Source organism: Photobacterium marinum (genome assembly GCF_000331515.1).
GTDB lineage: Bacteria > Pseudomonadota > Gammaproteobacteria > Enterobacterales > Vibrionaceae > Photobacterium > Photobacterium marinum.
This window is the reverse complement of sequence record NZ_AMZO01000023.1, coordinates 11,206-37,486: the sequence shown is the minus strand read 5'-3', so window position 1 is coordinate 37,486 and position 26,281 is coordinate 11,206. Positions and strand designations below refer to the sequence as shown.

The following is a 26,281-nucleotide window of genomic DNA, read 5'->3' as shown; positions in this document are numbered from 1 at the left end:
TCGACACCGCCCGACAGCCCTGCTGCCGGGCGGTTTTCTTTAAGTGGAGAATCATAAGGTGATATGATGTGCCGCCCGATAACCCAGTAAGCCCGGATACACCATGAAAGCAGCACCAATGGCGGACTATCATCCACCAACAGAGCCATGGCTCGACATTTTGCACTCAGACAATGACATCATTGCAGTCAACAAACCATCAGGATTGTTATCCAACCCGGGCCGGGATCCTAAACACTATGACAGTGTCTACAGCCGGGCATTAAGAGATCAGGAACAGGTTCATCTAGTTCACCGTTTGGATATGGCGACATCAGGACTGATGATCCTGGCTATCAACAAAGATTCCGAACGCAACCTACACAAACAGTTCCGGGAACGGGAAACCGACAAAGTCTACTATGCCCGGGTTTGGGGACACATGGTGCAGGACAGCGGTACCGTCGACCTACCACTGATTTGTGACTGGCCTAACCGTCCGATGCAGAAAGTCTGTTTCGAAGACGGTAAACCGTCCGTGACCCACTACCAGGTGATCTCACGCGATGAAAACAGCACCCTGGTTCGCCTGCGCCCGGTAACAGGCCGCTCGCACCAACTACGCGTCCATATGCTGGCACTCGGTCACCCGATCTTAGGGGATGAGTTCTATGCCCATGATGAAGCTCGAGAATGCGTACCGCGACTTCAGCTTCATGCTGCAGAGCTGACATTTACCCAGCCAACCACTGGCGAAGCCATGCACCTATTTGCCCCGTGCGACTTCTACCCGGATGCGCCACACCAGACCCTGCCGGATCACTTATCCGACGATATGGCTTAAATCGACTTTTGTTTTTTGCCTGATAAAGGTTAGTGTTAACTACATTGACACTAACCTCATCAGCAAAAGCCAACCGTATGGAAACTATTGTCTTTCTTGATCGGGCGACCATCCCGGCTCATATTCAAATCCCTCATCCCGACTTTGAACATCTGTGGCAGGAATATCCGGCAACCAAGCCTGAACAGGTTATTGAACGGCTGCAACAGGCTAGCATTGCGATCAGCAACAAAGTCATCCTTGATGCCGCCACCCTCCGCCAACTACCCAAGCTTAAGATGATCGCCATCTCTGCTACCGGCACCAATAATGTCGACCTGGATTACTGTCATCAAAACAAGATCACAGTTTGCAATATCCGCGGTTATGCCACCGATTCTGTCCCGGAGCATGTCATCGCGATGATGTTTGCCCTGCGACGAAACCTCATGGGCTATCACAACGACATTAAAGCCGGTGTCTGGCAGCAGGAAAAACAGTTCTGTTTCTTTACCCATCCGATTGGTGATATTAATGGCTCAACATTGGGCGTTATCGGCAGCGGTAGCCTGGGCCAAGCAGTTGCCAAGCTGGGACGGGCACTGGGAATGCAAGTGCTGTTTGCCGAGCGTAAGGGGAAAAATAGTTGTCGGGACGGTTATACTTCGTTTGAAGACGTGCTGGAACAAGCAGATGTGCTGACGCTGCACTGCCCGTTAACGGCAGAAACGACGAACCTGATAGGCAAAGAAGAACTGCAACGGATGAAACCGTCCGGCCTGTTAATCAATACTGGTCGGGGAGGCTTGGTTGACGAGCAAGCTTTGGTTGATGCCCTGAAAGACGGGGAGATTGGCGGAGCCGGAACAGACGTCTTTACTCAGGAGCCGGCTGATAAGACCAATCCGCTGCTCGCTAATGTGCATCTGCCGAACCTGCTGCTAACACCTCATGTGGCTTGGGGGTCAGATTCCGCAATACAGACGCTGGCCAACCAGCTTATAGACAACATCAACAAATTTGCCGAAGGGAAGCCGCAGAATATCGTTTAGCCATAAGAAAATAGCATGGGGATAGAGAGACGAGTAGCGAGAACTTCACCACTCAATACTCGTCACTAAAACTATTCGAGCTTATTTAAACCCTTTTTCCTTACGGATCAGATCATAAGCAGCTTGTAGCTCTTGGGTTTTCTGCTTCGCCAGCTCCATCATCTCCGGCGGCAAACCTTTGGCTGCCAGCTTATCCGGATGGTGCTCATTCATCAGCTTACGGTATGCCCGTTTCAATTCCTGAGCCGAAGCGGTGGACTTAATTCCCAGCAGCTCATAAGCATCCGCCAGCTGATCCCGCGTCGGAGCCTTCCGAAATGTGCCCTGTCCTTGCTGCTGATACTGTTGGTGAAAGCCGCCCTGCTGGAAACGGAAAGCCGCTTCATGCATATGCAGACGCTGTTCAAGTTGACGATCAGAAAATCCGATACCACGAGCAATCACATACAACAGCTGACGCTCGTTGGGATGCAGGTTACCGTCGGCATAAGCCGCACGGATTTGCAGCTCAAGAAAAATCTGCAGTAAATCAACACGGCCAGAGCAGCTCATTCTGACCTTAGTCAACACTTCCTGCAGCGGAAAGTCTTCTTCTTTACCGTCACGAAATGCATTCTGTGCCTGGCGACGAGGCACTCCGTGCAACCCCATCTGGTCCATAATGGCACTGGCTACCCGGATTTCTTCTTCCGTTACCCGGCCTTTTGACTTAGCCAAATGCCCCATCACCGCAAAACCGGCATGGAAAAACTCAGCCTGACGCTCGGCGTTGCTGGCACGGCTGGCACCAAAACCGCCAAATCCACCGCCATAATAAATATTTGTCGTTGCCTTATCGAACTTATGCCCCAAAAAGAGGCCTAACAACAAACCAAACGGGCCACCAAGGAGGAAACCAAAAAATGCGCCTAAAATCTTACCCCAAACCTGCATTCTCGACTCTCTGGTAATTTGCTAAATTTAGCAATATTTATAATGGTTCAAACCCGATACAATAACCTGAAAAGATGCCGTCGGGTAGAAATTGCATTATCATAGCTGTCATTTATCCGGAAAGCTTGTAAAAAGCAGGCTCAATCCAAGTCGAAATCCATTTATAGCGCTGAAAAACGAATACAGGAAAGTTTAATTAGATGTCATTAACGTCCCGCAGCTTACTGGCCACCATGATTAGCCTCGCGCTTTATGGCCCCGCGATGGCTTATGAAATTCCTGCAATGAGCGAAAACGTCAATGATGAGTCAGAGGCTGTCAATGACACCCAAAGCGAACTTGAACTGGTCCGCGGGACCTGTATCGCCCCTCAGGATATGCCAGCAGATCCAAATAACGAGCCGATCACAGTTTCAGCTGATAAAGCTGAAGCCAAACCAAACCAGAAAGTAACTTATTCCGGAGATGTCCTGCTGCAACAAGGCAACCGAACTGTTGCGGCTGATACGGCAACTCTGCACCAACCTGAGAACATTGTTACTGCTGAAGGTAATGTCTACTTCCATGACGGTACCATCGAAGTCTACTCTGACCGCATCCAGAGCAACCTGGATACCGAAGATTCAGAGATGGACAATGCGGTCTACAACATGACCTGTGAAGCTGGGCGTGGTGAAGCAGAGCGGGTAACCAAAAACGGCATTGCTTATTACCGACTGAAAAACGGCACTTATACAACCTGTCCGCCAGGAGACAAAAGCTGGCTGTTTTCAGCCACCAGCATCGAACGCGAAAGTGATTCTCCGTTTGCCGACCTTTATAACGCACGCTTTGAAGTAGTCGATGTACCAGTACTTTACTTACCGTACCTTCGGGTTCCTGTCGGAGATGAACGTCTGACTGGCTTCCTGTATCCATCGATCAGTTACGGTACTCGTGACGGTTTCGAACTGGAAACGCCGTTCTACTGGAACATGGCACCAAACTACGACATGACGATTACACCGAAGTACATGAGTAATCGTGGCCTTCAGCTCAACTCAGAATTTCGTTATCTGACCAATCTGGGCGAAGGCTCCCTCAAAGGCGAATATCTGGGGAATGATCAGAAGGCAACAGACGAGGACTCCCGCTGGGGCTATAACTGGTCTCACAATGGAATGTACAATGAGCACTGGCTATTCAGTGTCGATTACAGCAAGGTCAGTGATGTAACCTATTTCTCGGATATCGACTCTAATATCGGTGAGCGTGAAGACAATAACCTGCTTCAAACAGGCGAAGTTTCTTATCGTGATCTTAACTGGGACTCAACCCTGCGGGTACGTAACTTCCAGTCATTAACCCCGGGCGGTTCATCAAACTACCGCCTGCTTCCGCAATTGGAGTTTAACTACTACCGTCCGGAGATGCCTTACGGTCTGGATTTCAACCTGTTAAGTCATATTAGCCGTTTTGAGAACGATGCAATTGACAAGCCGTCAGCAGACCGTGTCCATCTGGAGCCGACGTTAACGCTGCCTTACGCCACACCGTGGTGGTCAATTACATCCGAAGCCAAGCTGATGTATACCTACTACAATCAGGATTTTGACCCGACTGTAAACGGGCTGGAAACGCTGGAAGAAACCACATCACGAACGGTCCCAAGCATTCGTATTCACAGTGGCCTGTACTTCGAGCGAAATACCCTGTTGTGGGGCGACGACTATACCCAGAGTTTGGAACCACAAATCCAGTACCTGTTCGTTAAAGACGTTGAGCAGCAAGCCATTTTCAGTAGCTATGACACAACTCTGCTGCAAACGGATTACTACGGCCTGTTCCGTGACAAACGCTATTCCAGCGTTGATCGAATCGCAGCTGCTAACCAGTTTACCGTTGGTGCAACTACTCGCTACTTCGACAGCGAGTTTGTTGAGCGCTTCAACCTGGCTATCGGTCAGATTTTCTACCTGAACGATTCAGGCCGCAATCTGAACGAAGCAAATGAGTCGACACCGAACTACTCTGCGACCGCACTGGAATCTGACTTCAATTACGATGACTGGCTGTTCTTCCACGGTGGATTACAGTATGACGCCAGTAAACAGGATATGCAGTTTGCTAACGCTGCGGTGGAGTACCGTGAGGGCAGCCTGTATACCCAGCTAAATTACCGTTTTGTCTCCAAGGACTACATTATCGAAACCCTTGGTAACGATAACCAAGATATCGACAAATACACAGAAGACGGTATTTCACAACTGGGCTTCTCAACCGGATTCCCTGTATATGGTGGCCTGAGCCTGCGCGGTGACTACTACCATGATCTGACCGAAAACCAGATGCTGGAAGGCCAGATCTCTCTAAACTACCGCTCTGCCTGTTGGATGATCAGCCTGGGTTACAACGAATACCTGAAATCTCGTGTCAACGTTAACAGTGACCCGGCAGAATATGAACAGAACTTTAGTATCTCGTTCAGCCTGTTGGGGCTAGCCGGTGTACCACCTGTTGGTGCAACCTCCGCAGACAGTGGAGGTAACGCTATTGCCTACGGCCGTCCGTTCTATCTCAACAACTAATATATCTGCCGTAGCCTGGCTGCGGCAGCCGTGATTTAACGCGCAACAGCGCTAAATGGAAAGATGTATGAAAAAGTGGAAGTCTTCTCTGTTAGGCCTGACATTACTGAGCCTGACAGCCAGCAGCTTTGCTGCCCCACAGGAGCTCGATAAAGTTGTCACCATCGTCAATGACAGTGTGATCCTGCAAAGTGATGTCGACGCAATGCTGAAAACAGTTCAGATGAATGCTGCCAGCCAAAACCAGCCACTACCTTCTAACGATATTCTGACTGAGCAGGTGATGGAGAAGCTGATCATTGAAACACTTCAGCTTCAGCAGGCAGAACAGTTCGGGATCCGTATTGACGATACTCGCCTGGACCAGGCGATTTCACAGCTAGCCAAAGAACGTCAGATGACTGTACCTCAGCTACAGCAAATGCTGGCTGACAACGGGCTGAGCTATGCGATGTTCCGTGAACAGATGCGCCGAGACATGACAGCCAGCGAAGCACGTACCATTCAGGTTCGTCGCCGCATCAACATCCTGCCGCAAGAAGTTGAAACGCTGGCAGAACAACTGAATAAACAAACCCAGCAAGGTGTAAAATACAGTGTTAGTCACATTCAGCTACGCATTGGTGAAGATGCGACAGCAGTTCAGCGTGACGAAGTTCTGAATCAGGCCCAAGAACTGGTAAAAGAACTCAGAGGCGGGGCCGACTTTGCCAACCTTGCATACAGTTACTCCAAAGGCCCTAAAGCCCTTCAAGGTGGTGAATGGGGCTGGATGCGCGAAGAAGAGATGCCAACCATCTTTGCCGACCAAATTAAATCCAACGGCAAAGGGGCCATTATCGGCCCGTTCCGCAGTGGCGTTGGCTACCACATCCTGAAAATCAATGATGTTCAGGGGCTGGAAACCATTTCTGTTACTGAAGTAAAAGCACGCCACATCCTGCTGAAAACTTCAGTGATCCTGAGTGATGAAGGTGCGCAACGTCAGTTGGAGCAAACCCGTCAGGCAATCCTGAAAGGTGATCAGAACTTTGCCGATGCAGCTCAGGCGCTAAGTGCCGATCCGGGCTCTGCCGCAAACGGCGGTGAACTGGGCTGGCAAACACCTGACATCTATGTTCCAGAATTTAAAGACAAGGTTGAAACCTTGCCTGTCGGTACTATCAGTGAACCATTCAAAACTGTTCACGGCTGGCATATCGTCGAAGTGCTGAAGCGCCGTGATGTCGACCGTACCGATGCGGCAGTGAAGAACCGTGCCTACCGTATTCTATTCAGCCGTAAATTTAACGAAGAGGCCCAGGCATGGCTACAGGAACTGCGTGCCGGTGCCTATATCGAACAGCCGGAAGACGATAATGATCAAGGTTAAACGTATCGCAATCACCCCGGGTGAGCCGGCAGGGATCGGTCCTGATCTCGTGCTCGCCATGGCCCAGGAAGACTGGCCACATGAACTGGTCATTTGTGCCAGCTCTCAGCTTATGGTAGAACGAGCAGCCCAGCTAGGGTTGCCGCTGGATGTCATAGAATACGACCCAGCCCGACCGCCCCAGCCTCACAAAGCAGGGACACTGGTTATCACTGACTGTAAACTGAAAGCGCCAGTGATACCGGGCGAGCTCAATGAGCAGAACGGCCACTATGTACTCGATACCCTGAGCCGTGCCACACAAGGCTGTATGAGTGGTGAATTTGCCGCAGTTGTAACAGGTCCGGTACATAAAGGGATTATCAACCGTGCCGGAGTTTCATTCAGCGGGCATACCGAATTTTTTGCCCAGCAGTCAAACACCGCGCAGGTTGTTATGATGCTGGCCACTGAAGGTTTGCGGGTCGCACTGGTGACCACGCATATCCCGCTGGCGTACGTATCAAAAGCGATTACCGCAGAGCGGCTGCAGCAAATCATCCGCATCCTGCATGCCGATCTCGTCAGCAAATTCGGGATCGAGCAACCGAAAATTTATGTATGTGGATTGAACCCGCATGCCGGCGAAGACGGTTGTCTTGGTAAGGAAGAGATCGAAGTGATCACCCCAGCCCTTGACCAGCTTCGTCAGGAAGAAGGGATGAAACTGTTCGGCCCGTTGCCGGCAGATACCATCTTCCAGGATAAATATCTGGCCGATGCTGATACAGTATTGGCTATGTATCACGATCAAGGGCTGCCAGTGCTTAAATTCAAAGGCTTTGGCAAATCAGTCAACATTACGTTAGGCCTGCCCTTTATCAGAACTTCAGTAGATCATGGTACCGCACTGGAACTTGCAGGTACCGGACAGGCGGATACCGGTAGCCTTTGGACAGCGCTATCGCACGCCCTTGAATTGGTAGAAAAACAGACATGAGCAGCGATCAAGTTCACTTAGGTCACCGCGCCCGTAAGCGCTTTGGCCAGAACTTTTTGAATGATCCGTACATCATTGACGGCATCGTATCATCAATCAATCCTAAGCCGGGCCAGAACCTGGTTGAAATCGGCCCGGGCCTGGGTGCAATCACCGAGCCGGTGGGCAAACTGGTTGACAAATTTTCGGTTATCGAGCTTGACCGCGACTTGGCCGAGCGCCTGCGCAACCATCCGGATCTGGGCAGCAAGCTGACGATCCATGAAGGCGATGCTATGCGCTTCGACTTCACACAGCTGATCAAAGAAAACAACAAGCTGCGTATTTTCGGTAACCTGCCGTACAACATCTCAACGCCGCTGATGTTCCACCTGTTCAGCTTCCATGAGCATGTGCAGGACATGCACTTCATGCTGCAAAAAGAAGTGGTTAACCGTCTGGCAGCCGGTCCTGGTAGCAAAGCTTACGGCCGTCTTACTGTCATGGCGCAGTACTACTGCAGAGTGATGCCTGTTCTGGAAGTGCCGCCTTCGGCCTTTAAACCGGCACCGAAAGTGGACTCAGCGGTTGTTCGCCTGATGCCATATGAAACACTTCCTCACCCATGTACTAACCTTAAATGGCTAGACCGGGTATGCCGTGAAGGTTTCAACCAGCGTCGTAAAACAATCCGTAACTGTTACAAACAGCTAATGACAGCTGAACAGTTGGAAGAGTTGGGTATCAACCCGGGTATGCGTCCTGAGAACCTAACTCTGGAGCAATTTGTTGCGATGGCAAACTGGCTGGATGCCAACCATAACGCTTCAAAATAAGCATTGATAGCCACAAATGTGGCTATTCAGTCTGTTTGTCCGGACATCCCGGAGAAAACCCAGGGATGCTCCGGCAGACAGCCAACGAAAGGAAGCACAACATTGACGATGAAGGCAATCCCCACAATCAAGTGCAGAGTAGTCACCCATTATATTGAGGAACAGTCTGAACCAGAAAATCAGCGTTATGTGTTCTCGTATACAATTACTATCTGTAATCTGGGCTGTGGCGAAGCAAAACTCTTAAGCCGCCACTGGCAAATCACCGATGCCAACGGTAAAAAACTGGTCATTGATGGCGAAGGGGTGGTTGGAGAACAACCGGTCATCTCTGCGAACGAAGAATACTCCTATACCAGTGGAACCGTTATTGAAACACCGTTGGGAGTCATGCAAGGCCACTACCTCATGGTCAATGAGCAGGGTGACAAATTCCAAGCCGAAATAGCTCCTTTCAGGCTGTCTATTCCTAATATTCTTCACTGAGGCGTTTCATGTCCACATACCTTGTCGGAGATATTCAAGGCTGTCTTGACGATCTCCGCTTTCTCCTTGAGCAAGCAGAATTCGATCCCCGCAACGATGAATTATGGCTTTCCGGCGACCTTGTGGCACGCGGCCCCAAATCTCTGGAAACACTGCGCTTTGTCAAAAGCCTAGGCGACAAAGCTACCACGGTACTTGGCAACCATGATCTTCACCTGCTGGCGGTCAGCCAGGGACTGGTGAAAGTCAAAAGCCGCGATCAGATCCAGCCGATCCTTGATGCCCCAGATAGCGATGAACTACTTGACTGGCTACGCCATCAGCCACTACTGGCCGAACACCCCGAACATTCTTTTGTAATGGCTCATGCCGGTATCCCGCCGCAGTGGGATATGCCAACGGCACGCAAACAAGCCCGAACCGTCGAAACCTGTCTGCGCAGCAGCGACTTTGTTTGGCTACTGAAGAATATGTACGGCAATGGCCCGGACTACTGGAGTGAGGAATTAGAAGGGATAGAACAATACCGCTTTACCATTAATGCCCTGACTCGGATGCGCTTCTGTCACCCGGACGGGCGATTAGATATGGAATGTAAGCTTTCCCCGGAAAATCCAGATACCCAACCTCTCAAGCCATGGTTTGAGCTCCCGCGAGCCAAGCCTCTGAAGAAAAAAGTGATCTTTGGCCACTGGGCTGCTCTTATGGGCTATGAAAATGATCAGGTGATTGGCCTGGATACCGGCTGTGTCTGGGGCAACAGCATGACCCTGCTTCGCTGGGAAGACGGAGCTCGCTTTGAGAAGCCCTGCCCGGTTCACGCCAAGTAATAGCCAATAGGGATTAATCAAAAATAAAGGCCTGGTAATGACCAGGCCTTTTTATTCATTTGCGGGGATAAAAGTATTACTGGTGCTCTAAAATAACAAAGCGCATATCATGGGCATTTTTTTCATCCGCCTGATAAGACTCACTGTGAACTTCCTGCCAGTCATTTCCCCACTCAGGGAAACGGGTGTCACCTTCAACACTCAGATCGATAAAAGTCAGATACAAACGATCGGCTTCCGACAAACAGGCCGCATAAATACTGCCACCACCGATAATCATCAGCTCTTCCACATCACCGGCAGCAACCTTAGCCGCTGCAATATCAGCAACCACGGTCACGCCTTCAGCACTGTAATCAGGGTTACGACTGATCACAATATTATGGCGTCCCGGTAATGGACGACCGATCGACTCAAACGTCTTACGTCCCATCACAATCGGCTTGCCCAGCGTTGACTGCTTGAACCAGGCAAAATCTGCCGGCAGATGCCACGGCATCGCATTATCTTTGCCAATCACTCGATCTTGGGCCATCGCCGCGATCATACTGATCTTCATTTTCTCTCCCGGGAAATCTAAACCACAGGACGGCGACGATAAAACAATAGCCCCGGCATTGCCAGCCCTATTGCAAGTGCCGCGATGATAAATACCGCTTTGATGACATTCTCCACCAGCAATGCCAACAGTTCAGGTGAAAAGCCACGATGGTTGATCTCCACTAAAGCGATCATCGCTTTATAAGCAAATACCCCAGGGACCATAGGGATCATTGCCGCCACGGTAAACACTTTCGGGTGGGCGAGAAAGCGGTGTGACCAGTGGATCCCGATCATTCCGACCAAAGTTGATGCCCCCAAGGTGGCCCACTCGATTGGCACGCCCCAGTGCATCATGACAAACCGGCTACCGTGCCCCAGCGCACCACCGATTGCACAATATTTCAAAGCCTTTTGCGGTACGTTAAACACTAGGGCAAAGCCGACTGCCGGGATCATCGCAAAAAACATGTCATTGAGCAGCGCAAGCAAGAAATCCATCATCGGCATCACAACCACCCCCATACATCCAGTACGTTCATTGCTGCGACAATCCCCATACTGGTCGACAACGTCAGCAGGCTGGCCATTGTCCAACGGGCGATTCCCATATTGACGAAACCTTTCACCATATCGGAAATAGCATTAATCAACGGAAAGCCGGGAACCAGCATCAATACAGAAGAAGCCATTGCCAGAAAAGGAGCTTCACCGATCTGGTAGACCTGACCGAAGCCAGATATCAGTGTGGTCACAAAAGCAGTAACGCCAAAGTTAACAAGAGGGTTGAAATGACAATGAGCAATCTCCTGGCGGACAAACATCCCGACAGAAGAAGCAAAAAAGGTAAGGAAAAATACCGGCCAGTCTGCACCGGCTAAGCGACTGAACGAAGCACAGGAAAGGCCAATCATGAAAATAACCAGCAAGCGGTTATAACGCAGAGCCTGGATCTTTAACAGGCGATCATGCACTCCCTGAACATCCAGCAAACCACGTTCGGCCATAATGCACACCCGCTGGACTTCCGTCACCACCTGCATATTGATCCCCCGATCCTGACAACGCCGGGCGGTCGTAATACAGCGCTCATTACTGACAGTGGTCAGAACCATTGAGCTGGCCGAAAGGGAAACTTCCACACTATCGACACCCAACGCCAGACCTAACCGCCTTGCCACATCCATCACCAGAGTGCTCTCGGCACCGTGTTGCAATAATCTCTGACCGGCCAATACAGCCAGTCTTGATATCTCCCGCTGTTCTGACTCCGCCAACCGCGCCGGGCCACTTTCCATTTTTATCCCTCTTCTGAATTTCGCCGTAGTTAGAAATAAATTAACCGCGTAATTATCCGGCAAAGAGAGAGCGCGCACGTTGATTAGACACAAAAAAGCCGCTCTGGTGAGCGGCTTTTCTTATTTTCAACCGAATTTTCAACCGAAGGTAACGGCAGAACTAAACCGATTATGGCTTGTAGATGATCTCCACATCATAATCGTCTTCTTTCACCCCTACAGAAAAATTATGAGAAAAGGGGTGAGACACCATACATAACAATAAGTTGTCTTGCCTTCACACTTTTGGTTATCTGTGACAAAAAAGGTGTGAATTATTGCGCTCTGGACATTCATTTTCTCACACCTTTTTTGTCCTCCTATATTTATCTTATAGGGCTTATTGCAGGGGGATTTATGCACTTTGCTGAAAACAAAGAAAAGGTTTTGACCTACATGGTCAGCAAGGGATTTGTAGCCGAGAATATGCCGAGTATTGGTTCAACCATGAGCAAATCACCGCCTTCGACCATGAAACACCAGAGCACATCATCAGAACCGGACAAGTAAATGCGTTACTAGATTATCTTGAGGCCGCAACATTTGAGACTAAGATAAAGCAAGAGGAAGCCTCGGAGGAAGATGATTACCCTGTGCAAGTCGTACGACTTGCTTATAACTGGCGGTGGGGCTTTTCAATAACGCCTGTCATCCCTTTCGTTGGGCTCTGGACAATAATGTATTTTGTTCTTTTTCCTTGAAAAATCTTTTTAGTGTGAATGAAGCTTTCAGTTTCGCCACACACAACGAAATTCTTTTTGAGATTACGAGACTGAATTACGTCATCTATAGTGACTTTACTTAGCTCCAGCATCAAGTCTCCTGAAGCATCTTTCTGAGAAAGCAAATACTTAGCTATATCTCGATAGTCAATAACAATAGCTTTATCATCGCAGACTAAGAAACGATTTGATGGAAGAATGTTTAAGAGGCAAGTGCTTTGAATTACGGCAAAGTCTATGTCGACTTTCTCTTTTAACAAAGGCTGCGTGCTACCAGATGGGGCTGGCTCAGTTAGTAAAACGGCGTCGACAGTCGAATGTTTTTTTACCCAGTTATATGCCTCTAAGTTCAAATATTTTATGACTTCAAGAATATCTAAATGTCTCTGAAAGCAATTTTTTTCAAGAATAGGCTCATAATGGGCAATACGATTACGAAAATCATTGAGCGTTTTTACTTTCCCATAAAACTGACCACGGCTGATATTTGAGCCGCACAACTTAGTGAAGTTTTGTCGCCAAAAGTCACTGTACTGAGGGTGGAGTAAATAAGTCCATAGCTCAAATGTAGTGTTAGCGACTACATCTTCTATATCTGTAGTAGTCGCATTCTTGATGGCTCTATCGAGAGATTTCAAACCGTCCTCAGAAAGCATTTCACGAAAGTCTTCGTCTTCATGCCAATCATCGCAAAATTCTTTTGCAAAGATGGATTGCATCTTGTTTCGAAGGGCTACTTCTAATGCATGCAGAGGAAACAAGAAGGCTTTTGATAATCGAGCGTTATATAAGTATAGATTGAATGCTTTTTCATAATCATGGCCAGCCTTATACATATAAGGGGAAAAGCGTTCTTCCGAAAGGCTTAGCTCGATCCACTCTCCTTTGCTCTTTTCGCAAATGATATCAGTATAAGCATATTTTTCTTGACTTTCTGCCATGTTTTTCTAAACTTCCTATCAGAGCAGTTGAACGGCCCCACTGACTATCATGCGCCCTCAACAATCTACTTAGAGCCCCAAGACGAGCTTTAGCTAGCAGATCTTGGGGTTTGCCTTTTCTGGAAGATAATAGACTAATTCATTGATTAGTCCATACAAATTCCCACATCTCCTTCTTATTCACCCCCCTCCTACTCACTGAAATGCCGCTCCATAAATTTACCGTAAATACTTTCTAGCATTGATGAGCTCTTGCCCAAAGGACATTATAAGTTGTCGTTTAGTAGATGTAAGACCCCCCACCTATCTGACTAACAGATTGCTCCTTGCCTAATCAAAATAAAGTTACTATGAGTACCTTTCATCCCTGATTTGGTTCATGGATATTGCGGGGTAACGAACCGCCACAGAGGACAATGGTGAATGATGCGTGAAAAGGCATAAACGTTAGTGGGGCGACCACAAAGCAAAAAGCCGTAAACCACCTCTGCGCTTTGGCATCACCGCAGCTGAGGCCGCAAATCAAACTAAAACAAAAAAACAATAAGTGAGTGAGCCACGCCAGTCATGGAGTGGCTTTTTTGAATGAGACGGAAATCGACTTTAATCCCAACAAGGTTAATTGGGATGTGGATACATCAAAGGAAGGAGCAAATTATGACAACCCGTAATAATGACCGATTACATTTCCAAGGAAACTACCTGCTGCCCCGACCCCAATACTCCAAGCTCCAGTTGCAGCCTTTGTAATCATGTTGCCTATCCACGAAGAAACTCTGACTCCAAAGCCCTTTTCTGGCAGAACTTCACCATCCAATTCGATAGCGCTCATAAGCTCTTCAATGTCAGGGTCAGAAACATCTTTTTCTTTCAAAAGTCTGATAAGCGCCTCAGTGTCTCCCTTCTGGTTTGTCATCGACAGGTTTTGTGTAATTTGACTATCCTGTACATCACCCAAAATACCTTGAAAAGGTCCGCTAATAGTTATGTTGTTTGTCGTCACTCTTGCTATCTCCTTTTCGTGCCTCGTAAATGATACCCCTTCCCCTTTAACACCATTTTTCTCAAGCTCTAAAGCCCAATCAAGAATTGACGTTCTAACCTTGGTGGAAATTCGCTTCAATGCACTTCGACTGACAAAAACAGCATATTCAGTACGAAAATTAACTAACTCGCCTACCATGTGAGATTGCTTACCATTGAGGGGGTAATATACCTCTTCCTTCATCTTACAAAGGATATCCTCAATTTCTGCCATAGATTCAAAACAATAAGCAGTCGATAAGAGCTTTTCAAAGTTTCTATCGGAGATTTGAACTGGTGTCCAACCCTGTCCATTGAAAGCGCGAAGACGACCTTTAGGGCTGCGATAGTCGGGAAGCTCTTTACCAAAACAGTTATAGCCATTCATTTCAGATTTAGCCCAATCAGCAAAATCTCTAAGCTCCAGTTTGGTCGCTACGGTGTACGCCTTAAGAAGCAGAGAAGAAAGTGTCAAACTTTCATTCATTGCCTCTTCTTGAATATCTAAAATCACCGACTGAGTCATGTTGCCCCCCACTACTTGCATCAGGGCTTTATATTACACAATTGATGTATATGCACCTAACGTAAGTTTTTGAAATTAACCATGCTTATTCTAGCTTTTCTTGTGCGAATCGCATTCACCTCTTCGTTAATACCCAAGATGCTATGCGTTACTAGGTGACGCTATTAATCATGCGCTTTGGGATTCAGCGAATTTACTCAACCTGTCTTTAACTATTTCTAGGAGCCCCCACAGAAAAGCTCTAACCAAAGACAAAAACACCAAACATAACAATAAGTTATCACGAGCTCTCACTTTTCACTACCTGTGACAAAAAGAGGTGTGAGTTTTTGTGCTTTAGAAATTCGTTTTCTCAAAACTATTTGCTCAGCGAAATGCAATCATACAACTCAATAATGCCTATTATTATCTTATATGGCTCATCAAAGGGTTACATCTATGCGCCACTCAACAAACAAAGAAAGAGTCGTGTCGTTCATGGTCAGCCAAGGCTTGTGCAGTAGAGCATATGCCGAGCACTGGTTCACACATGAACAAATCCCTGCATTCGACAATCAGACGCCAGATCATATCGTACGAACTGGTCAGATAAATGCGCTGTTAGATTATATTGAAGTGGCAACACTTAAGCCGAAATCAACACAAGAAAATGTTGTTGAAGAAGATAACTACCAAATCCAAGTGCACGGTGATTCGATGGGGATGAATAATCCAGATAAATACTCCTAATTTCAGAGTTCCCACCCGTCAGGTTTAACCCTTGTTTTGTTAGTGATCCTTGACTTAACCGTCTAAATTATGCACAATGTTGCACTGATAGGTAGGTGAGAGTTACAAGATCGAGTGACTTAATTGCCTGCCTGTTTTAATAAAAAATAGGTAAAGGAATACCATAGCAACACCTTTGGTTTACAGATGAGTGATGATGAAGAAGGAAGGCTGCAAGGCGTGCGCGAGCACATTTCTTTCATTTCTTTAATAAGGAGAGCCAATGCGCTTAACTTATAAAATCATCAAAAAAAATGGCAACACTAACAATGACAGCAAAGGTTTCGACTTTTCTGTCACAGCATTTGAGATTTATCTCATAGTGCAGTTGTTAGGAGAGCCAATAGCTATACCTGAACAGCTTTTAACAGCTTTACAGAATATGGCTTAGTAAAAAGTAGTTAGAGGGAAGGGACTCCTCTACTGCCCACTCTTAAAGCACCTCCGTGTTATCGTTCAACTGGTTCTTAATGAAACGCGTTATCACCCCAACACATGTAAACTCCTCGTCCGCGACCCTACCTGCTCTGCTATCCGTAATGGCATACCAAGCACCATTTTTATAAAACATTTGGCAAACAAATCGAGCCCCTTGGTAGTCCACCAATGCCAAACATCCACTGCTCGCAACTCTGTCCATTTCAACAACAAGTAAGTCACCCCTTGAAAGGTTTGCCTTGTGAAAGTCTTCCCGAACCAACCACAACATTGTGGCAGCAGGCTTAGGCACCAAAAAATCGCCTAGCTCTTCCCAAACGCATCTATCCTCGTACCCCGCTGCTGGACTTGGAAATGCAGCCATATCACCCCCATCATCTTTTTTTTATACCAGTTAATGTACATTTGTTGCACAATACTCCTGTATGCATATACAGTGTAATTAAGGTGTGTGGTCTTGGGAAGGAATAAGGCAATGGGCGATGTTTTGGTGTTAGATTGTGACAGCATACGTGTCACAGATATCAGTTCATTTGTTGGCGATTCAAGAGTGTTGTGTTCGGCAAATACCCTAACAAAGCTGCCGATCTGCGGTGGAGAGCGTCTAGGAGTAGTAGCCCCCAAAATTCCCAACGGTGCGGATTTTATGCTTGTTTCCATGTTAACCGAAACACTGATAACTACTGATGTTGGACGCGTGGAGGCAGTGACCAAGGACAGGCCGCTTGCTTGTGTCATAGAGCACATTTGCACGCGCAGTGACGTTGCGTGTGCCGTACACAGCACCCTTTCGAACGTTGGTTGCTGTGTCCCTGCCATGGAATACAATGAACTACAGCATCAGCGATTGAAAAGCGCTATTTTCAATCTGTTCATAGTGCAGCGCTGGCTGACTTTGTGCGCCATCAGAACCCATTTTGGTGTTGGGTCAAGGGTGGTTAAACGAGTGGTAGATGAGCCCGTTGTAGAGGGGAAAATCCGGCACGCTCATGGACAGTTATTTCAACTAGCGGACTTGTAGGAGAATCACATGCTTGAAGATTTCAATAAAACTGCTGAGGAACTATTTAAAGACCTATCAGAGGGTGCCGTAGCTGGCGTTGTGCTAAATAAGGATGGCGAAATAGGCATTTTGTACGGGAACGAGGTTGATACAACAAACAGCCCCAAAGTGGCCGCCATACTGATGGACGCCATTGCAAAGTTGCAAGCAGCCATGACGGACGCAGATAAATAATTTGAAGGTTGTGATGAAAACTGAAGTGATTGCATTAGATCTCGAAGGCACATTGATATCCAACGCTATTAGCCAAATACCGAGGCCACATCTGTATGAATTTTTGGTTGGATGCAAAGATATCGCTGAACGCGTAGTAATGTTTACCACCGTAAAAGAGGCTAAGTTCAGGCAAATAGCACAATTATTAGTGTCTGAAGGTGTCGCCCCTGCTTGGTTTGAAACTATGGAGTATGTGGACTGGAGTGGTCAAACAAAAGATCTAAATTTCATTCCCGATTGCGAAGCTGAATCCGCTGTATTGGTTGATGATGTTAAAGCTTATGTGAAATGCGGGCAGGAGGAGCAGTGGTTTGAAATACCGCAATTTGCCAGTCCGTACTCAAATGATGATGTTGAGTTAGTGTATATGTTGCAACGATTGCAAAGTCACGCAAACAAAAGCTAAGCCGCAAAAAAGAGAAAACCTCTAGCACTTGTTACGGTTCTATTTACAACCTTTAACGAGCAAAGGTGATAATTATGGCTCTATTTGCAACCTTTATTATTTTAATGTGTAGCTATGAAAAAATTTAAGCGTGACTGGGGTGACCCGCCACTTGCGTGGTGGCAAAAAGCCGCAAACGGCATAGCTGATTGTGGTGAGGTACTTGCTATGCTGCTCGCGCTATTGGTACGTAGGCCGTTGTTACTTGTGCTGTTTATTGTGCTAGCTATAGTTTTAAGCCAGTAAAAAGGCCACCCCTGACGGAGTGGCCTTTTTTTGGATCGGACGGTATAGACTCTAATCCCAACATAATTAATATAGCAGACGCCCCCAAAGATATGCAACATGGTTGGTTATCGTGACCTTAAGACTTAGATTTTGACCTTAATAACATCGAAACTGACCTTAAGGCTAAGATTTTGACCTTAACGATCTCGAAATTGACCTTAAGCCCCAAGTTTTGACCTTACTAAGGTCAGAGGAATACACAGATGGCAACGATAACGGCAATTCAAACTGTGAAAGAAAACAAAGACGGTGAGCTATATTTTGAAATCCCGAAAGAGCTTGTGGAACTGCTGGGCTGGTATGAAGGAATGAGCATCGAATGGAGCGACAACGGCGATGGCTCTTGGGCGCTGCGAATCTCACAACGGGACAAAAACGACCCATAGAGCGTGATAAATGTAGTTAATGAGCCATTTTTGTCTCATTAAACTAATGTTCGTTAGACTAACAGTTATTAGCTTAACTGCGTTATCTGCGGTGGCACATAATACGCTATAGCGTATTACGCGCCGTCAATACGCTATAGCGTATTATGAGATTATGTAGCTCGATTGCGTACAACATCAGGAATGCCTAGTAGGTCAAGAAACTCAGAAGGGTAGCTGTGCAGTTGAACTGGGGAGCGGCAACTCCCCAGTTTAGTTGAACTGGGGATCTGGTAACTCCCCAGTTCGTTTCGTTGAGATTTCAGATTTCACTCACCTAAGTGTTGCTGCAATCCCCAGTGACAAAGTTATTGTAGCGCAACCATAATTACGTGTCTGCGCTATCGCGCATAAATGCAGGTTGGATTAGGGGGGGGCTGCGCCCCCTTGATGAGCGTTACCTGATGACGCTAATTCATGCGATATCAGCGTTACTAGGTGACGCATTTGTTAGGCGCTTTGAGTCTCGGTGGCTCTTCGCAGCTTATCTTTGATTATTTCCAGTAGAATCTCTCCAGCCATCGCTCTGTCTTTATTGGCATAGGTAATTGCGTATTCGGCTAATTCTAGGAGTAGCTCCACTAGTTCGGCCTGCTTCAGGCTCTTGAGTTCTGGAGTCATTTCTACAACGGATTGCAGGGATAAGCGAGTCATCGGAGTAGCCTCAAGCGTTACTAGGTGACGCTTGGCCTTCGCCTTTTTTTGCCTCTGTGCCGTTAAAAAACGCTTTCTTACCGATGGGCTTACATGCTCCTCTGCCCAGTCTTCCAACAACTTTTGGCTTTCAACATCACCAAATGCGTTATCTAGTAACACTGACAAGTGGTGGGCTTTATCTCGTGTTAAACGACTTTGGGTAAATTCCTCGTAATCTGCTTTAAACTTAGCCCCGTCCCTAGAATCAAGGTCTAAAAGCCGCTTCTGAAAATACCGTACAAAGTCTAGCTGGTTAGCATCATTAATCATTTTTTTACTCTGTGTTCTTGTTAAGCGTTACCAGATAACGGCTTCATTTATTAAGCTTCTTTAAGCATGTACTCACGTTCACTTGATTGGCTTTTGGCTGCATCCTGAACTTCTTCACGCAGTGCTGTTACCCCGCGCATAACCACCAATTCCAGCAATTCGGACTGTTTTAAACCTTGCAGCTCAGGAAGCTCCATAGATACTTGGCTTACCATGAGTTGCGTCATTACAGTCGCTTCAAGCTGTACCATTTCTGATTTTTCTTGAAGCTGCGTAATTACGTATTGCCTATTCTCTTCAGGCAACTCTGCAAGCTTTTCGCATAAGGCCGCAGCCTCCTCTGGTGACACATTTAGCCTTTGGTTATGCTTGTCATTAGCCATCGTTCTTCCCCTAGAAATCCTATTAAAAGGGGCTTACCACCCCTATGTCATTGCACGAATGATTATTAAAAAAGACTATTGATGTTGACCTTATAGCCTTCCACGCACTCATGAACATCAGGGTCACAATCATGAATGCGACCGATTTTACCGATTTCATCATATAGAGGTTTATCAATCATGATGGCATCTGAAGAAAGGTCGTGTAGGCAGTAATATATGTCACCACCCCATTGTTGAACGCGATACGCTTTAAATGCAGCGGTTTTGTATTCTGTGGTTGTTGAATCCGATGTCAAACGTACGCACTCTTCATCAATTTCTAAAAGAAAATCATCTGATTTCAGCGTAATAATTTCAGTTGTATCAGTCATGTCATATTCCCTTATCGGTTGTTGAATTTAATTACGTTAGCTTCGTTACACCTACGCTCTCTAGCTTCAAGTTCGAAAATGCGGTGCGCCATGATTGCACTTTTCGCAATCGCAGCATCTGCCTCAACACGGAGCTCTTTCAGGTCACTTTTATAGCTTTCTTTTCGCCGTGTCTCTGTCTTAACATCATCTCTTAGCCGCTTTATTGTCCTCTCAGCTTCACCCACATAATCTTCACCATCAGCTTTAGCTTTAACCTTATTAAGTCCCTCAATATCTTCGGAAAACTCTTCCCTTAATTTTTCAAAAGTCTTGTGATGGATGTAGCTATGCGCAAGACCAGACTCCTTATTGATTTTGTTTAAGGTGATTTTACCTGTTGGCTTAGTGCGCTCCGGTTTACCTGCTTTCAGCCGCTCAAAGGCCGCTCTGAACTGCGCTTCTGCTTCCTTACTCATTATGCTTCTCCTTCAACAATGGTCTTACACTGAATGCTCAGGTCGTCCACAGGGGTAAATTCGACCCCCAAATCCTTAAATGTCATTTCCATAGCCTTGATTTCTAGCTGCATGTTTTTCAGCACGCTATACATGTAATACTGACTGTTGTTCAGCGCCTTAAATCGCTTAACCATACGGTAGTAGGCAGGTAGTTGCTCCCGAGCTTTCTTCGGGGTAACAATTTCGTGTTGGCAAATTTGACCAGACTTGTTGTCTGAACAAATTCGGGAACAGGTGGGATTCACGCAATACCCTGTTGGATGCTCAACAATGCTCATGTTGTTGTTCTTAATGATGCTGCGACACTCTTCCAATGACTTATAAACTTCACCGCCATAAATAACGTCGTCGTGCTCCTCACCACCGCGTTTATCAACAATTCGCTGTCCTTCAATGCCAGCTAAGGTTTTGCTGTTGTAGATTTCGAACAGTTGGAGAGCAGCCAGTTCCTCGTTGGTTTCCTGAATGAGTTCCTGAAGCTCTGTATCCACCTCTAAATCCATCAGAGAGGCCAGTTCGCTATGGTTGGTATACCATTGGGTCATTACCGCGTTATCGTGCTTGTACTGCTGTTTCAAGGCCAAAATGCCAACCAACTTATTCCTAATCATGAAAACGGCAAATGTTCGTCTGAAATCGTGCGGGGAGAGCTTCGGAAGGAAACCACCAACTTTCAAAGAGCCATGCCAATGTGGGTTGAGCAGATTAAACTCTTCCACATCCTGTTCGGTAGCCACAATCCCATGCTTTTTCGCAAACATGGCGACAGCCCTGTCAAGGTTACCCACAACAACCTCTTCCTTTTGGTGACGAATGCCCAACGTAAGAAAGGCCGAGTCCAATTCACGGTAGTAGGTATCTTTGTCAGGATGCGAGGCGTATTTTTCCCTATAATGATCACGAGCATACTCACTCATGTCATACGCCAGTTCCAATGCCATTTTTACAATCGGATGGGTCACCCATACTTCTTCTTTCGGTGTTCCACCTGTCTGTCCTTTACTGGTTTCACCCTTCAGGTATGGCACCGTGATGTCGGCGTACGTCACCTCATCATAGCTATCCTTATTAAAGCTCATGCCTTCTGTTAATCGAGAGCCACTGAAGCCAAAAACGGTAATCAAACAGGCTATTTGAATTTCATTCACTACCATAGCATCACCACAAGGCTTGAAACCTTCAACAGGGACATTGTATCCATGGTTCGTTCGATACCATCTGGGGAAGTTAGATTGATGCTTCCCTGATGCCAAATACTCATCATAAAGCTTGTTGTATTCCTGATATGCTTCACTAATAGCATGTCGATGTGGATGGTATAGCTCGACAATATCTGCCGCCTCTCTGAATAAAGCGGTTCCCATCCTTTCAGGCAGTGCAATATTTTGTTTTTTAACTTTTTTGGTCTTACAGCAGAGTGTTTCTGCTAGCCTCTTCATGTCTTCGATATACCGTCCAGACATCATTGCTGCCATAGATAAAACGCCTTGGACAGTGCTGTAGGCTAGCTTTTTTGATTGAAGGTTGTTCTTAAAAGTGTGCCATACCCGCTCATCATTTAAGCTGCTCCAGTCGGTGCCCCCCAAGCAACATACGACTTTTTTTAACCCATTGAGTTTGTAATCTAGCGTATCTATTGCTAGCTCAGCACTCTGTTTAACAATTCGGTGCATCACACGCTGCACTTCTGGTGTATAGGCGGGGTCATACTGACTTGTTTTAAAAGACAGCTTTTTTGTACCACCCATTTTTACCCGCTTATCGGCGGTGAAGTCCCATGTCATATTACGAAGATATGAACGCGGAGAGCCATCAGCATTAAATGTCACCGCAGGGTTATCATCTGTGGGTGCAGGGGATAACGGAAGAGCAGGTGCTAAGACTTCAGTCATGAGTACATCCTTATCAAATCTTCTAACGCATGTTCATCGTCGTACAGTGGGTGCGGCTCGTAATCGTTACGTTCTCGTGCCTGTGCATAATTTTCTGAGGCTTTTTCTTTGAGTAGCTCCAATGCTGCATCCGTTTTAGTTAGAAGCTTTTCGAGCTTTTCAGATGGCATACTGTTAAAAGACGGACGACTAATTGCACTAATAATGGAGTCACGGAATGACATCATTTGCCATATGTCATCTACTTCAGAAATCAATACATGATGAGGGCAGTCAAAACACGCCAGAAAATCAATACAGGTATCAGGCTCTGAACCGTTTTTTAACTCACGGTTAATTCGAGCCATCTTACGCATAGATTTTTTAGCTTTATCGCCATGAGGGTCACCACAACGGACACCTGTCGTAGTTTTATTCGCTGATTTCCCTTTACGCTTTTGGTAGTCATAATCGCTAAGAGGGTCTCGGAACTTAGCCTTTGCCTCATTAATCGCTTCACGCTTATCCTGACCTGAGACAACATTGCCCTGTACCACCAGAGCTCCAGCCAACTCAATGTCATTGGTTTGCTGGTTACCATCAGCATACTCACTGATTGTTGTTCCTAGAGCGTTACGGTTAACTACAGCCGCTTTGTGAACATTTCCTGTCGCTCTAATGTATTTGCTACTGCGTGTTTTTCGAAGCACCCTACAGTGGATGGCGGGAAGCTCATAGGGACTTAGTGCCTTATTCACTTCATATTGCGGTTTGTTGCCAATATGTTTCAGCTTTCCTTCTCGTGAAAACGAAGGGAATACGTAATCATCCTCGCTAGACGCAAACCGCGCAGACACATTTAACCAACTTTCCAAAAATTCTTTCTGACTTTTACTAAATCCCATAGGAATTAGCTGCTCTTCATATTGTGCTCGCCCCTTGATGGTTGCGAGGTCAAACACATACTTATCACCTTCAAGCTTTTTCAACCGAACATGCTTACGTTTTAGGTTTGACAGGGGGGTCAGGTTGCCGCCTGAATGTCTAGCAACAAGCAAAAAGGCAACTTTAACCATCAGGTTGCGCCAGTCACCATAGCCATTAATGCGCTTTTTGGCAGTGCCTCGAAACTGATTAATCTCTTTATCTAAATATCGAGGGGAACCATCTGCCTTCTTCATTGAGCGCACGCGTCTTTCGTCGAACAGTGGGCAACACTCAGGGGTGGTGCCTTCTACCAGATGACGAGCATACACCTTGTAGGCATCATTAAGGATGAGGTAGGAGTCAGTGTGGTCATTGTCACCCATTGGTTTGGTGTTTTGAGCAGCTTTCTTAACACCTTTGATTGGAGGTAAATCCTGTGCCTCTTTACTACGCCCTAACGCTTTAAGCACGAACGACAGAAAGTGTTTATGGTTGGCTATAATAGATTTTTTGAGTTCACCCTTATTCTTTTTGGCAAACAGTAAATCCATATACCATTTGATATTGCCCGCGCTGAAATCCGCAGGACGCCCAGCCTCATCCAAATCACTAACATATTTAGTTAAAGAGTCAAAAACGTTTTGGAGTGTAGCTAAGCTGTGGCTGTCATCTTCTTTCGCCTTCATCCATATGCCATACACCTGATGGATAAAATCATCCCGATGCATATCGATAAGCACTGTGTTAGGTGAAAAATTACCTTTATGGTTTCCAGCGGAAGCCGTTTGTGGACACCCCTTATACTTCAAACGCTTGAAGTAGCATTTTCCTTTTTTGGTAGCCAGCTCCATTGCATCGATGGAAATAGGGGTGATATCGGCCTTAGGTGGCTCTTCCTGTCGAGGTTGCCGACCCTTAAGTGTTCTTGTTTTTGGTCGTCTTACATTAAAATTCATTCGGCAAGCTCCTCACTAGGCTCAAACTCCTCGCCAAGATTAAATTTTGAACCAGCCAAACTATCCGCATACTCTAGGATGTCCTCCATTTCCTCATGAGCCGGAACCAAATCCTCCTGAGCCTGTTTTAGGTAGGTATTGGTTGTTTCATGGCTTTCATGTCCTAAGCAGCATCGGACATGATCCAGTGATCTTGACCATGCCTCAGCCGGAGGTAAACCAGCTTCCATTAGGGACTCAGCCCGTTCACGAAGACGAAACACAGCATAAGTCGCACGCATATTGTGTGTCTTATGAGAAAATGGCTGCTCCAATTTTTGCTCAATAGCGAGGCAAATCTCGTTAAAGCGAGTGGTCAATGAAGAAGCAGAAACTTTACACCCAGACTTATTGATAAAAAGCGGAACCTGAGCCAATACATGAGCTGGGTGCTTTTCCAAATATTTGCTCTCACGGGTACGGTAACGCTTCGATTTAATGTAGTGATAAAGGTTCAGCATCAAACGTGATGGAACTTCAATGGTGCGGGACTTATCGCCTTTGGTTTTGTTGAAATTGGATGGAGACAATCTGACCTCAACGTAGCCTTTGCGCAGTTGTTCTTCAGTCGGCTTGAAAATCTGAGGCTTTCGCACACTAGCTGCCTCTTCTATACGAAGGCCGGAATAACGCATTAACATCATCTGGTATTGGACTTCTATTGATAGCTTCATTGGCACTAACTGATTCTTGTGCTTGTCTTTGCGCAATGAAAAACCATCAACTCGCAATACTTCATCAAACGCTGCCCACTCACCTTCACTCATAGAGCGAAGGTGATTAGCTACTTCTTCTTTCTGTGTCTTAGCCTTGATCCGTAAATCAGTAGTAGTAATTTTCATGTTCTGATTGGCTGACATGTCAGAGGCAGATGCTTCTATCGACACATTCACTTCTTCGTAGTTGAATGGTTCATTTTCAAACGGGATACGCCACTTGATCATCTGCTTGTAAAAGTTTGTGACATGCCGCATGTACGCTTTAACGGTAGAAATTGCTAGAGGGTCATCAGTTCTATCGGCCTCATTACGCACATTAATGTTCGCGGACTGCTCCATAAACCGCTTGAAGCGAAAGGTAGGACGCTCACGGCGTATCTCAGGCATCTTGTCCCACTCCAGCCCCTTGTCGGCAAGGAACTGGAAGTAATGGCGAAGAGCATCAGACATTTGTTTGGTGGTATCTGGGTCTTGAGCTTCACCATTCAAAGCTGTTTCAATAAGAAATGCATTGGCGACATCAACAGGCTCAACGCCGATAAACTTGCTATCTATGTGCTTACCAGATTTGTCGTACTTCTCTTCAACGGAGAAGCTAAATAGAAAAGAAATATTGCCTAGGTAAATTGGAGCTGAATCCATATCTAACTCATTTATCAACTCACCTGTATCTTCATCGATGCAGATAGGTCTTCTATAGTAGACATCTTTAACCTTGCGCAGCTTGATGTAAGAGCAAATCTCCGTTGTCACCAAATCCTCCCATACCCCATTTATCACACGTTTCACACTGTATATATATCTAGGTGAATCGTGTTTTACCAATTGACAGTATATTTAATGAGATTTAGCTCACGGTTCCACATACAAAGCACGACATGGTTTATTTACCAATTACTTAAGGTCTCATGGGGATAAGCTAGGACAAGTCGAGCTTGCCCCAAGCTTACCCACAATCGCCCTTCAACCACCGAGCTT

Annotated in this window: 29 protein-coding genes; 16 read left to right on the top strand and 13 right to left on the bottom strand. The window is 46.5% G+C overall.

Annotated features, from left to right (window positions below; genetic code table 11):
- Positions 1–103 precede the first annotated feature (103 nt).
- Together rluA and C942_RS16055 are read left to right on the top strand one after the other, a co-directional pair.
- Positions 104–823 carry a bifunctional tRNA pseudouridine(32) synthase/23S rRNA pseudouridine(746) synthase RluA gene (gene rluA / locus C942_RS16060; protein WP_007467583.1) on the top strand — a complete coding sequence of 240 codons (720 nt, stop codon included), beginning with the start codon at positions 104–106 and terminating at the stop codon, positions 821–823.
- Positions 824–900: 77 nt separating this feature from the next.
- Positions 901–1,854, top strand: coding sequence for a D-2-hydroxyacid dehydrogenase (locus C942_RS16055; RefSeq protein ID WP_036800576.1), 954 nt, complete (start codon positions 901–903; stop codon positions 1,852–1,854).
- Positions 1,855–1,935: 81 nt separating this feature from the next.
- On the opposite strand, the gene djlA is transcribed toward C942_RS16055, so the two are convergent.
- Positions 1,936–2,787: a co-chaperone DjlA gene (djlA, locus tag C942_RS16050; protein WP_007467581.1), complete on the bottom strand. Its 852-nt coding sequence runs from the start codon at positions 2,785–2,787 to the stop codon at positions 1,936–1,938.
- Positions 2,788–2,987: 200 nt separating this feature from the next.
- On the opposite strand from djlA, the gene lptD reads away from it, so the two are divergent.
- From lptD to C942_RS16020, 6 genes are all read left to right on the top strand, one after another.
- A complete protein-coding gene (gene lptD / locus C942_RS16045) occupies positions 2,988–5,354 on the top strand; it encodes an LPS assembly protein LptD (protein WP_007467580.1) in 2,367 nt (788 codons plus the stop codon).
- A gap of 67 nt (positions 5,355–5,421) precedes the next feature.
- Positions 5,422–6,726, top strand: a complete 1,305-nt coding sequence (gene surA, locus C942_RS16040; RefSeq protein WP_007467579.1) for a peptidylprolyl isomerase SurA — start codon at positions 5,422–5,424, stop codon at positions 6,724–6,726.
- Entirely contained in the window at positions 6,713–7,705 is a 993-nt protein-coding gene (gene pdxA, locus C942_RS16035; RefSeq protein ID WP_007467578.1) for a 4-hydroxythreonine-4-phosphate dehydrogenase PdxA, read from the top strand. The genes surA and pdxA overlap by 14 nt, the downstream gene beginning before the upstream one ends.
- Positions 7,702–8,520 (top strand): 16S rRNA (adenine(1518)-N(6)/adenine(1519)-N(6))-dimethyltransferase RsmA, encoded by an 819-nt coding sequence (rsmA, locus tag C942_RS16030; protein ID WP_007467574.1) that lies wholly within the window; start codon positions 7,702–7,704, stop codon positions 8,518–8,520. Before pdxA ends, rsmA begins: the two co-directional genes overlap by 4 nt.
- A gap of 108 nt (positions 8,521–8,628) precedes the next feature.
- Positions 8,629–9,006 (top strand): Co2+/Mg2+ efflux protein ApaG, encoded by a 378-nt coding sequence (gene apaG / locus C942_RS16025; protein ID WP_036800573.1) that lies wholly within the window; start codon positions 8,629–8,631, stop codon positions 9,004–9,006.
- A gap of 8 nt (positions 9,007–9,014) precedes the next feature.
- Complete coding sequence (locus tag C942_RS16020; protein ID WP_007467568.1) at positions 9,015–9,836, top strand: symmetrical bis(5'-nucleosyl)-tetraphosphatase; 822 nt, start codon at positions 9,015–9,017, stop codon at positions 9,834–9,836.
- A 76-nt stretch (positions 9,837–9,912) separates the two neighbouring features.
- Here C942_RS16020 and folA read toward each other — a convergent pair whose 3' ends face one another.
- From folA to C942_RS16005, 3 genes are read right to left on the bottom strand one after another with little or no spacing between them, the layout of a single operon-like run.
- Positions 9,913–10,395: a type 3 dihydrofolate reductase gene (gene folA / locus C942_RS16015; RefSeq protein WP_007467566.1), complete on the bottom strand. Its 483-nt coding sequence runs from the start codon at positions 10,393–10,395 to the stop codon at positions 9,913–9,915.
- Positions 10,396–10,412: 17 nt separating this feature from the next.
- The gene (locus C942_RS16010) at positions 10,413–10,886 is read right to left on the bottom strand and encodes a threonine/serine exporter family protein (protein WP_007467565.1); all 474 of its coding nucleotides are present in this window, start codon (positions 10,884–10,886) and stop codon (positions 10,413–10,415) included.
- The gene (locus tag C942_RS16005) at positions 10,886–11,674 is read right to left on the bottom strand and encodes a threonine/serine exporter family protein (RefSeq protein ID WP_007467564.1); all 789 of its coding nucleotides are present in this window, start codon (positions 11,672–11,674) and stop codon (positions 10,886–10,888) included. Before C942_RS16005 ends, C942_RS16010 begins: the two co-directional genes overlap by 1 nt.
- 396 nt (positions 11,675–12,070) lie before the next feature.
- Here C942_RS16005 and C942_RS25135 point away from each other — a divergent pair, with 396 nt between their 5' ends.
- Positions 12,071–12,223, top strand: coding sequence for a hypothetical protein (locus C942_RS25135; RefSeq protein ID WP_007467563.1), 153 nt, complete (start codon positions 12,071–12,073; stop codon positions 12,221–12,223).
- Between the two features lie 103 nt (positions 12,224–12,326).
- Here the strand turns inward: C942_RS25135 and C942_RS16000 are convergent, their stop codons facing one another.
- Complete coding sequence (locus tag C942_RS16000) at positions 12,327–13,376, bottom strand: Abi family protein (protein WP_007467562.1); 1,050 nt, start codon at positions 13,374–13,376, stop codon at positions 12,327–12,329.
- A gap of 655 nt (positions 13,377–14,031) precedes the next feature.
- A complete protein-coding gene (locus C942_RS15995) occupies positions 14,032–14,925 on the bottom strand; it encodes an AbiTii domain-containing protein (RefSeq protein ID WP_157372638.1) in 894 nt (297 codons plus the stop codon).
- A 438-nt stretch (positions 14,926–15,363) separates the two neighbouring features.
- Here C942_RS15995 and C942_RS15990 point away from each other — a divergent pair, with 438 nt between their 5' ends.
- The 7 genes from C942_RS15990 to C942_RS15965 all read left to right on the top strand — a co-directional run bounded on the left by C942_RS15990 (position 15,364) and on the right by C942_RS15965 (position 18,529).
- Positions 15,364–15,654 carry a hypothetical protein gene (locus C942_RS15990; protein WP_157372637.1) on the top strand — a complete coding sequence of 97 codons (291 nt, stop codon included), beginning with the start codon at positions 15,364–15,366 and terminating at the stop codon, positions 15,652–15,654.
- 262 nt (positions 15,655–15,916) lie between these two features.
- Positions 15,917–16,084: a hypothetical protein gene (locus C942_RS25130; protein WP_007467558.1), complete on the top strand. Its 168-nt coding sequence runs from the start codon at positions 15,917–15,919 to the stop codon at positions 16,082–16,084.
- Positions 16,085–16,606: 522 nt separating this feature from the next.
- The gene (locus C942_RS15980; RefSeq protein WP_036800566.1) at positions 16,607–17,152 is read left to right on the top strand and encodes a hypothetical protein; all 546 of its coding nucleotides are present in this window, start codon (positions 16,607–16,609) and stop codon (positions 17,150–17,152) included.
- Between the two features lie 9 nt (positions 17,153–17,161).
- Positions 17,162–17,368: a hypothetical protein gene (locus C942_RS15975; protein WP_007467556.1), complete on the top strand. Its 207-nt coding sequence runs from the start codon at positions 17,162–17,164 to the stop codon at positions 17,366–17,368.
- Between the two features lie 13 nt (positions 17,369–17,381).
- Entirely contained in the window at positions 17,382–17,816 is a 435-nt protein-coding gene (locus C942_RS15970; RefSeq protein ID WP_007467554.1) for an NIF family HAD-type phosphatase, read from the top strand.
- A gap of 114 nt (positions 17,817–17,930) precedes the next feature.
- Positions 17,931–18,101, top strand: a complete 171-nt coding sequence (locus tag C942_RS25125) for a hypothetical protein (RefSeq protein ID WP_007467552.1) — start codon at positions 17,931–17,933, stop codon at positions 18,099–18,101.
- A 245-nt stretch (positions 18,102–18,346) separates the two neighbouring features.
- Positions 18,347–18,529 (top strand): hypothetical protein, encoded by a 183-nt coding sequence (locus tag C942_RS15965; protein WP_007467550.1) that lies wholly within the window; start codon positions 18,347–18,349, stop codon positions 18,527–18,529.
- A gap of 489 nt (positions 18,530–19,018) precedes the next feature.
- Here the strand turns inward: C942_RS15965 and C942_RS15960 are convergent, their stop codons facing one another.
- The 7 genes from C942_RS15960 to C942_RS15930 all read right to left on the bottom strand — a co-directional run bounded on the left by C942_RS15960 (position 19,019) and on the right by C942_RS15930 (position 26,056).
- The gene (locus C942_RS15960) at positions 19,019–19,534 is read right to left on the bottom strand and encodes a hypothetical protein (RefSeq protein ID WP_036800562.1); all 516 of its coding nucleotides are present in this window, start codon (positions 19,532–19,534) and stop codon (positions 19,019–19,021) included.
- A 50-nt stretch (positions 19,535–19,584) separates the two neighbouring features.
- Positions 19,585–19,917: a hypothetical protein gene (locus C942_RS15955; protein WP_036800559.1), complete on the bottom strand. Its 333-nt coding sequence runs from the start codon at positions 19,915–19,917 to the stop codon at positions 19,585–19,587.
- Between the two features lie 65 nt (positions 19,918–19,982).
- Positions 19,983–20,291, bottom strand: a complete 309-nt coding sequence (locus C942_RS15950) for a hypothetical protein (RefSeq protein WP_007467545.1) — start codon at positions 20,289–20,291, stop codon at positions 19,983–19,985.
- An 11-nt stretch (positions 20,292–20,302) separates the two neighbouring features.
- On the bottom strand, positions 20,303–20,749 hold the full coding sequence (locus tag C942_RS15945; RefSeq protein WP_007467543.1) for a hypothetical protein: 447 nt from the start codon (positions 20,747–20,749) through the stop codon (positions 20,303–20,305).
- Positions 20,749–22,683 carry a site-specific integrase gene (locus C942_RS15940; protein ID WP_007467541.1) on the bottom strand — a complete coding sequence of 645 codons (1,935 nt, stop codon included), beginning with the start codon at positions 22,681–22,683 and terminating at the stop codon, positions 20,749–20,751. The genes C942_RS15945 and C942_RS15940 overlap by 1 nt, the downstream gene beginning before the upstream one ends.
- The gene (locus C942_RS15935; RefSeq protein ID WP_007467539.1) at positions 22,680–24,545 is read right to left on the bottom strand and encodes a hypothetical protein; all 1,866 of its coding nucleotides are present in this window, start codon (positions 24,543–24,545) and stop codon (positions 22,680–22,682) included. Before C942_RS15935 ends, C942_RS15940 begins: the two co-directional genes overlap by 4 nt.
- Positions 24,542–26,056, bottom strand: a complete 1,515-nt coding sequence (locus tag C942_RS15930; protein WP_036800556.1) for a site-specific integrase — start codon at positions 26,054–26,056, stop codon at positions 24,542–24,544. The genes C942_RS15935 and C942_RS15930 overlap by 4 nt, the downstream gene beginning before the upstream one ends.
- Between the last annotated feature and the right edge of the window lie 225 nt (positions 26,057–26,281).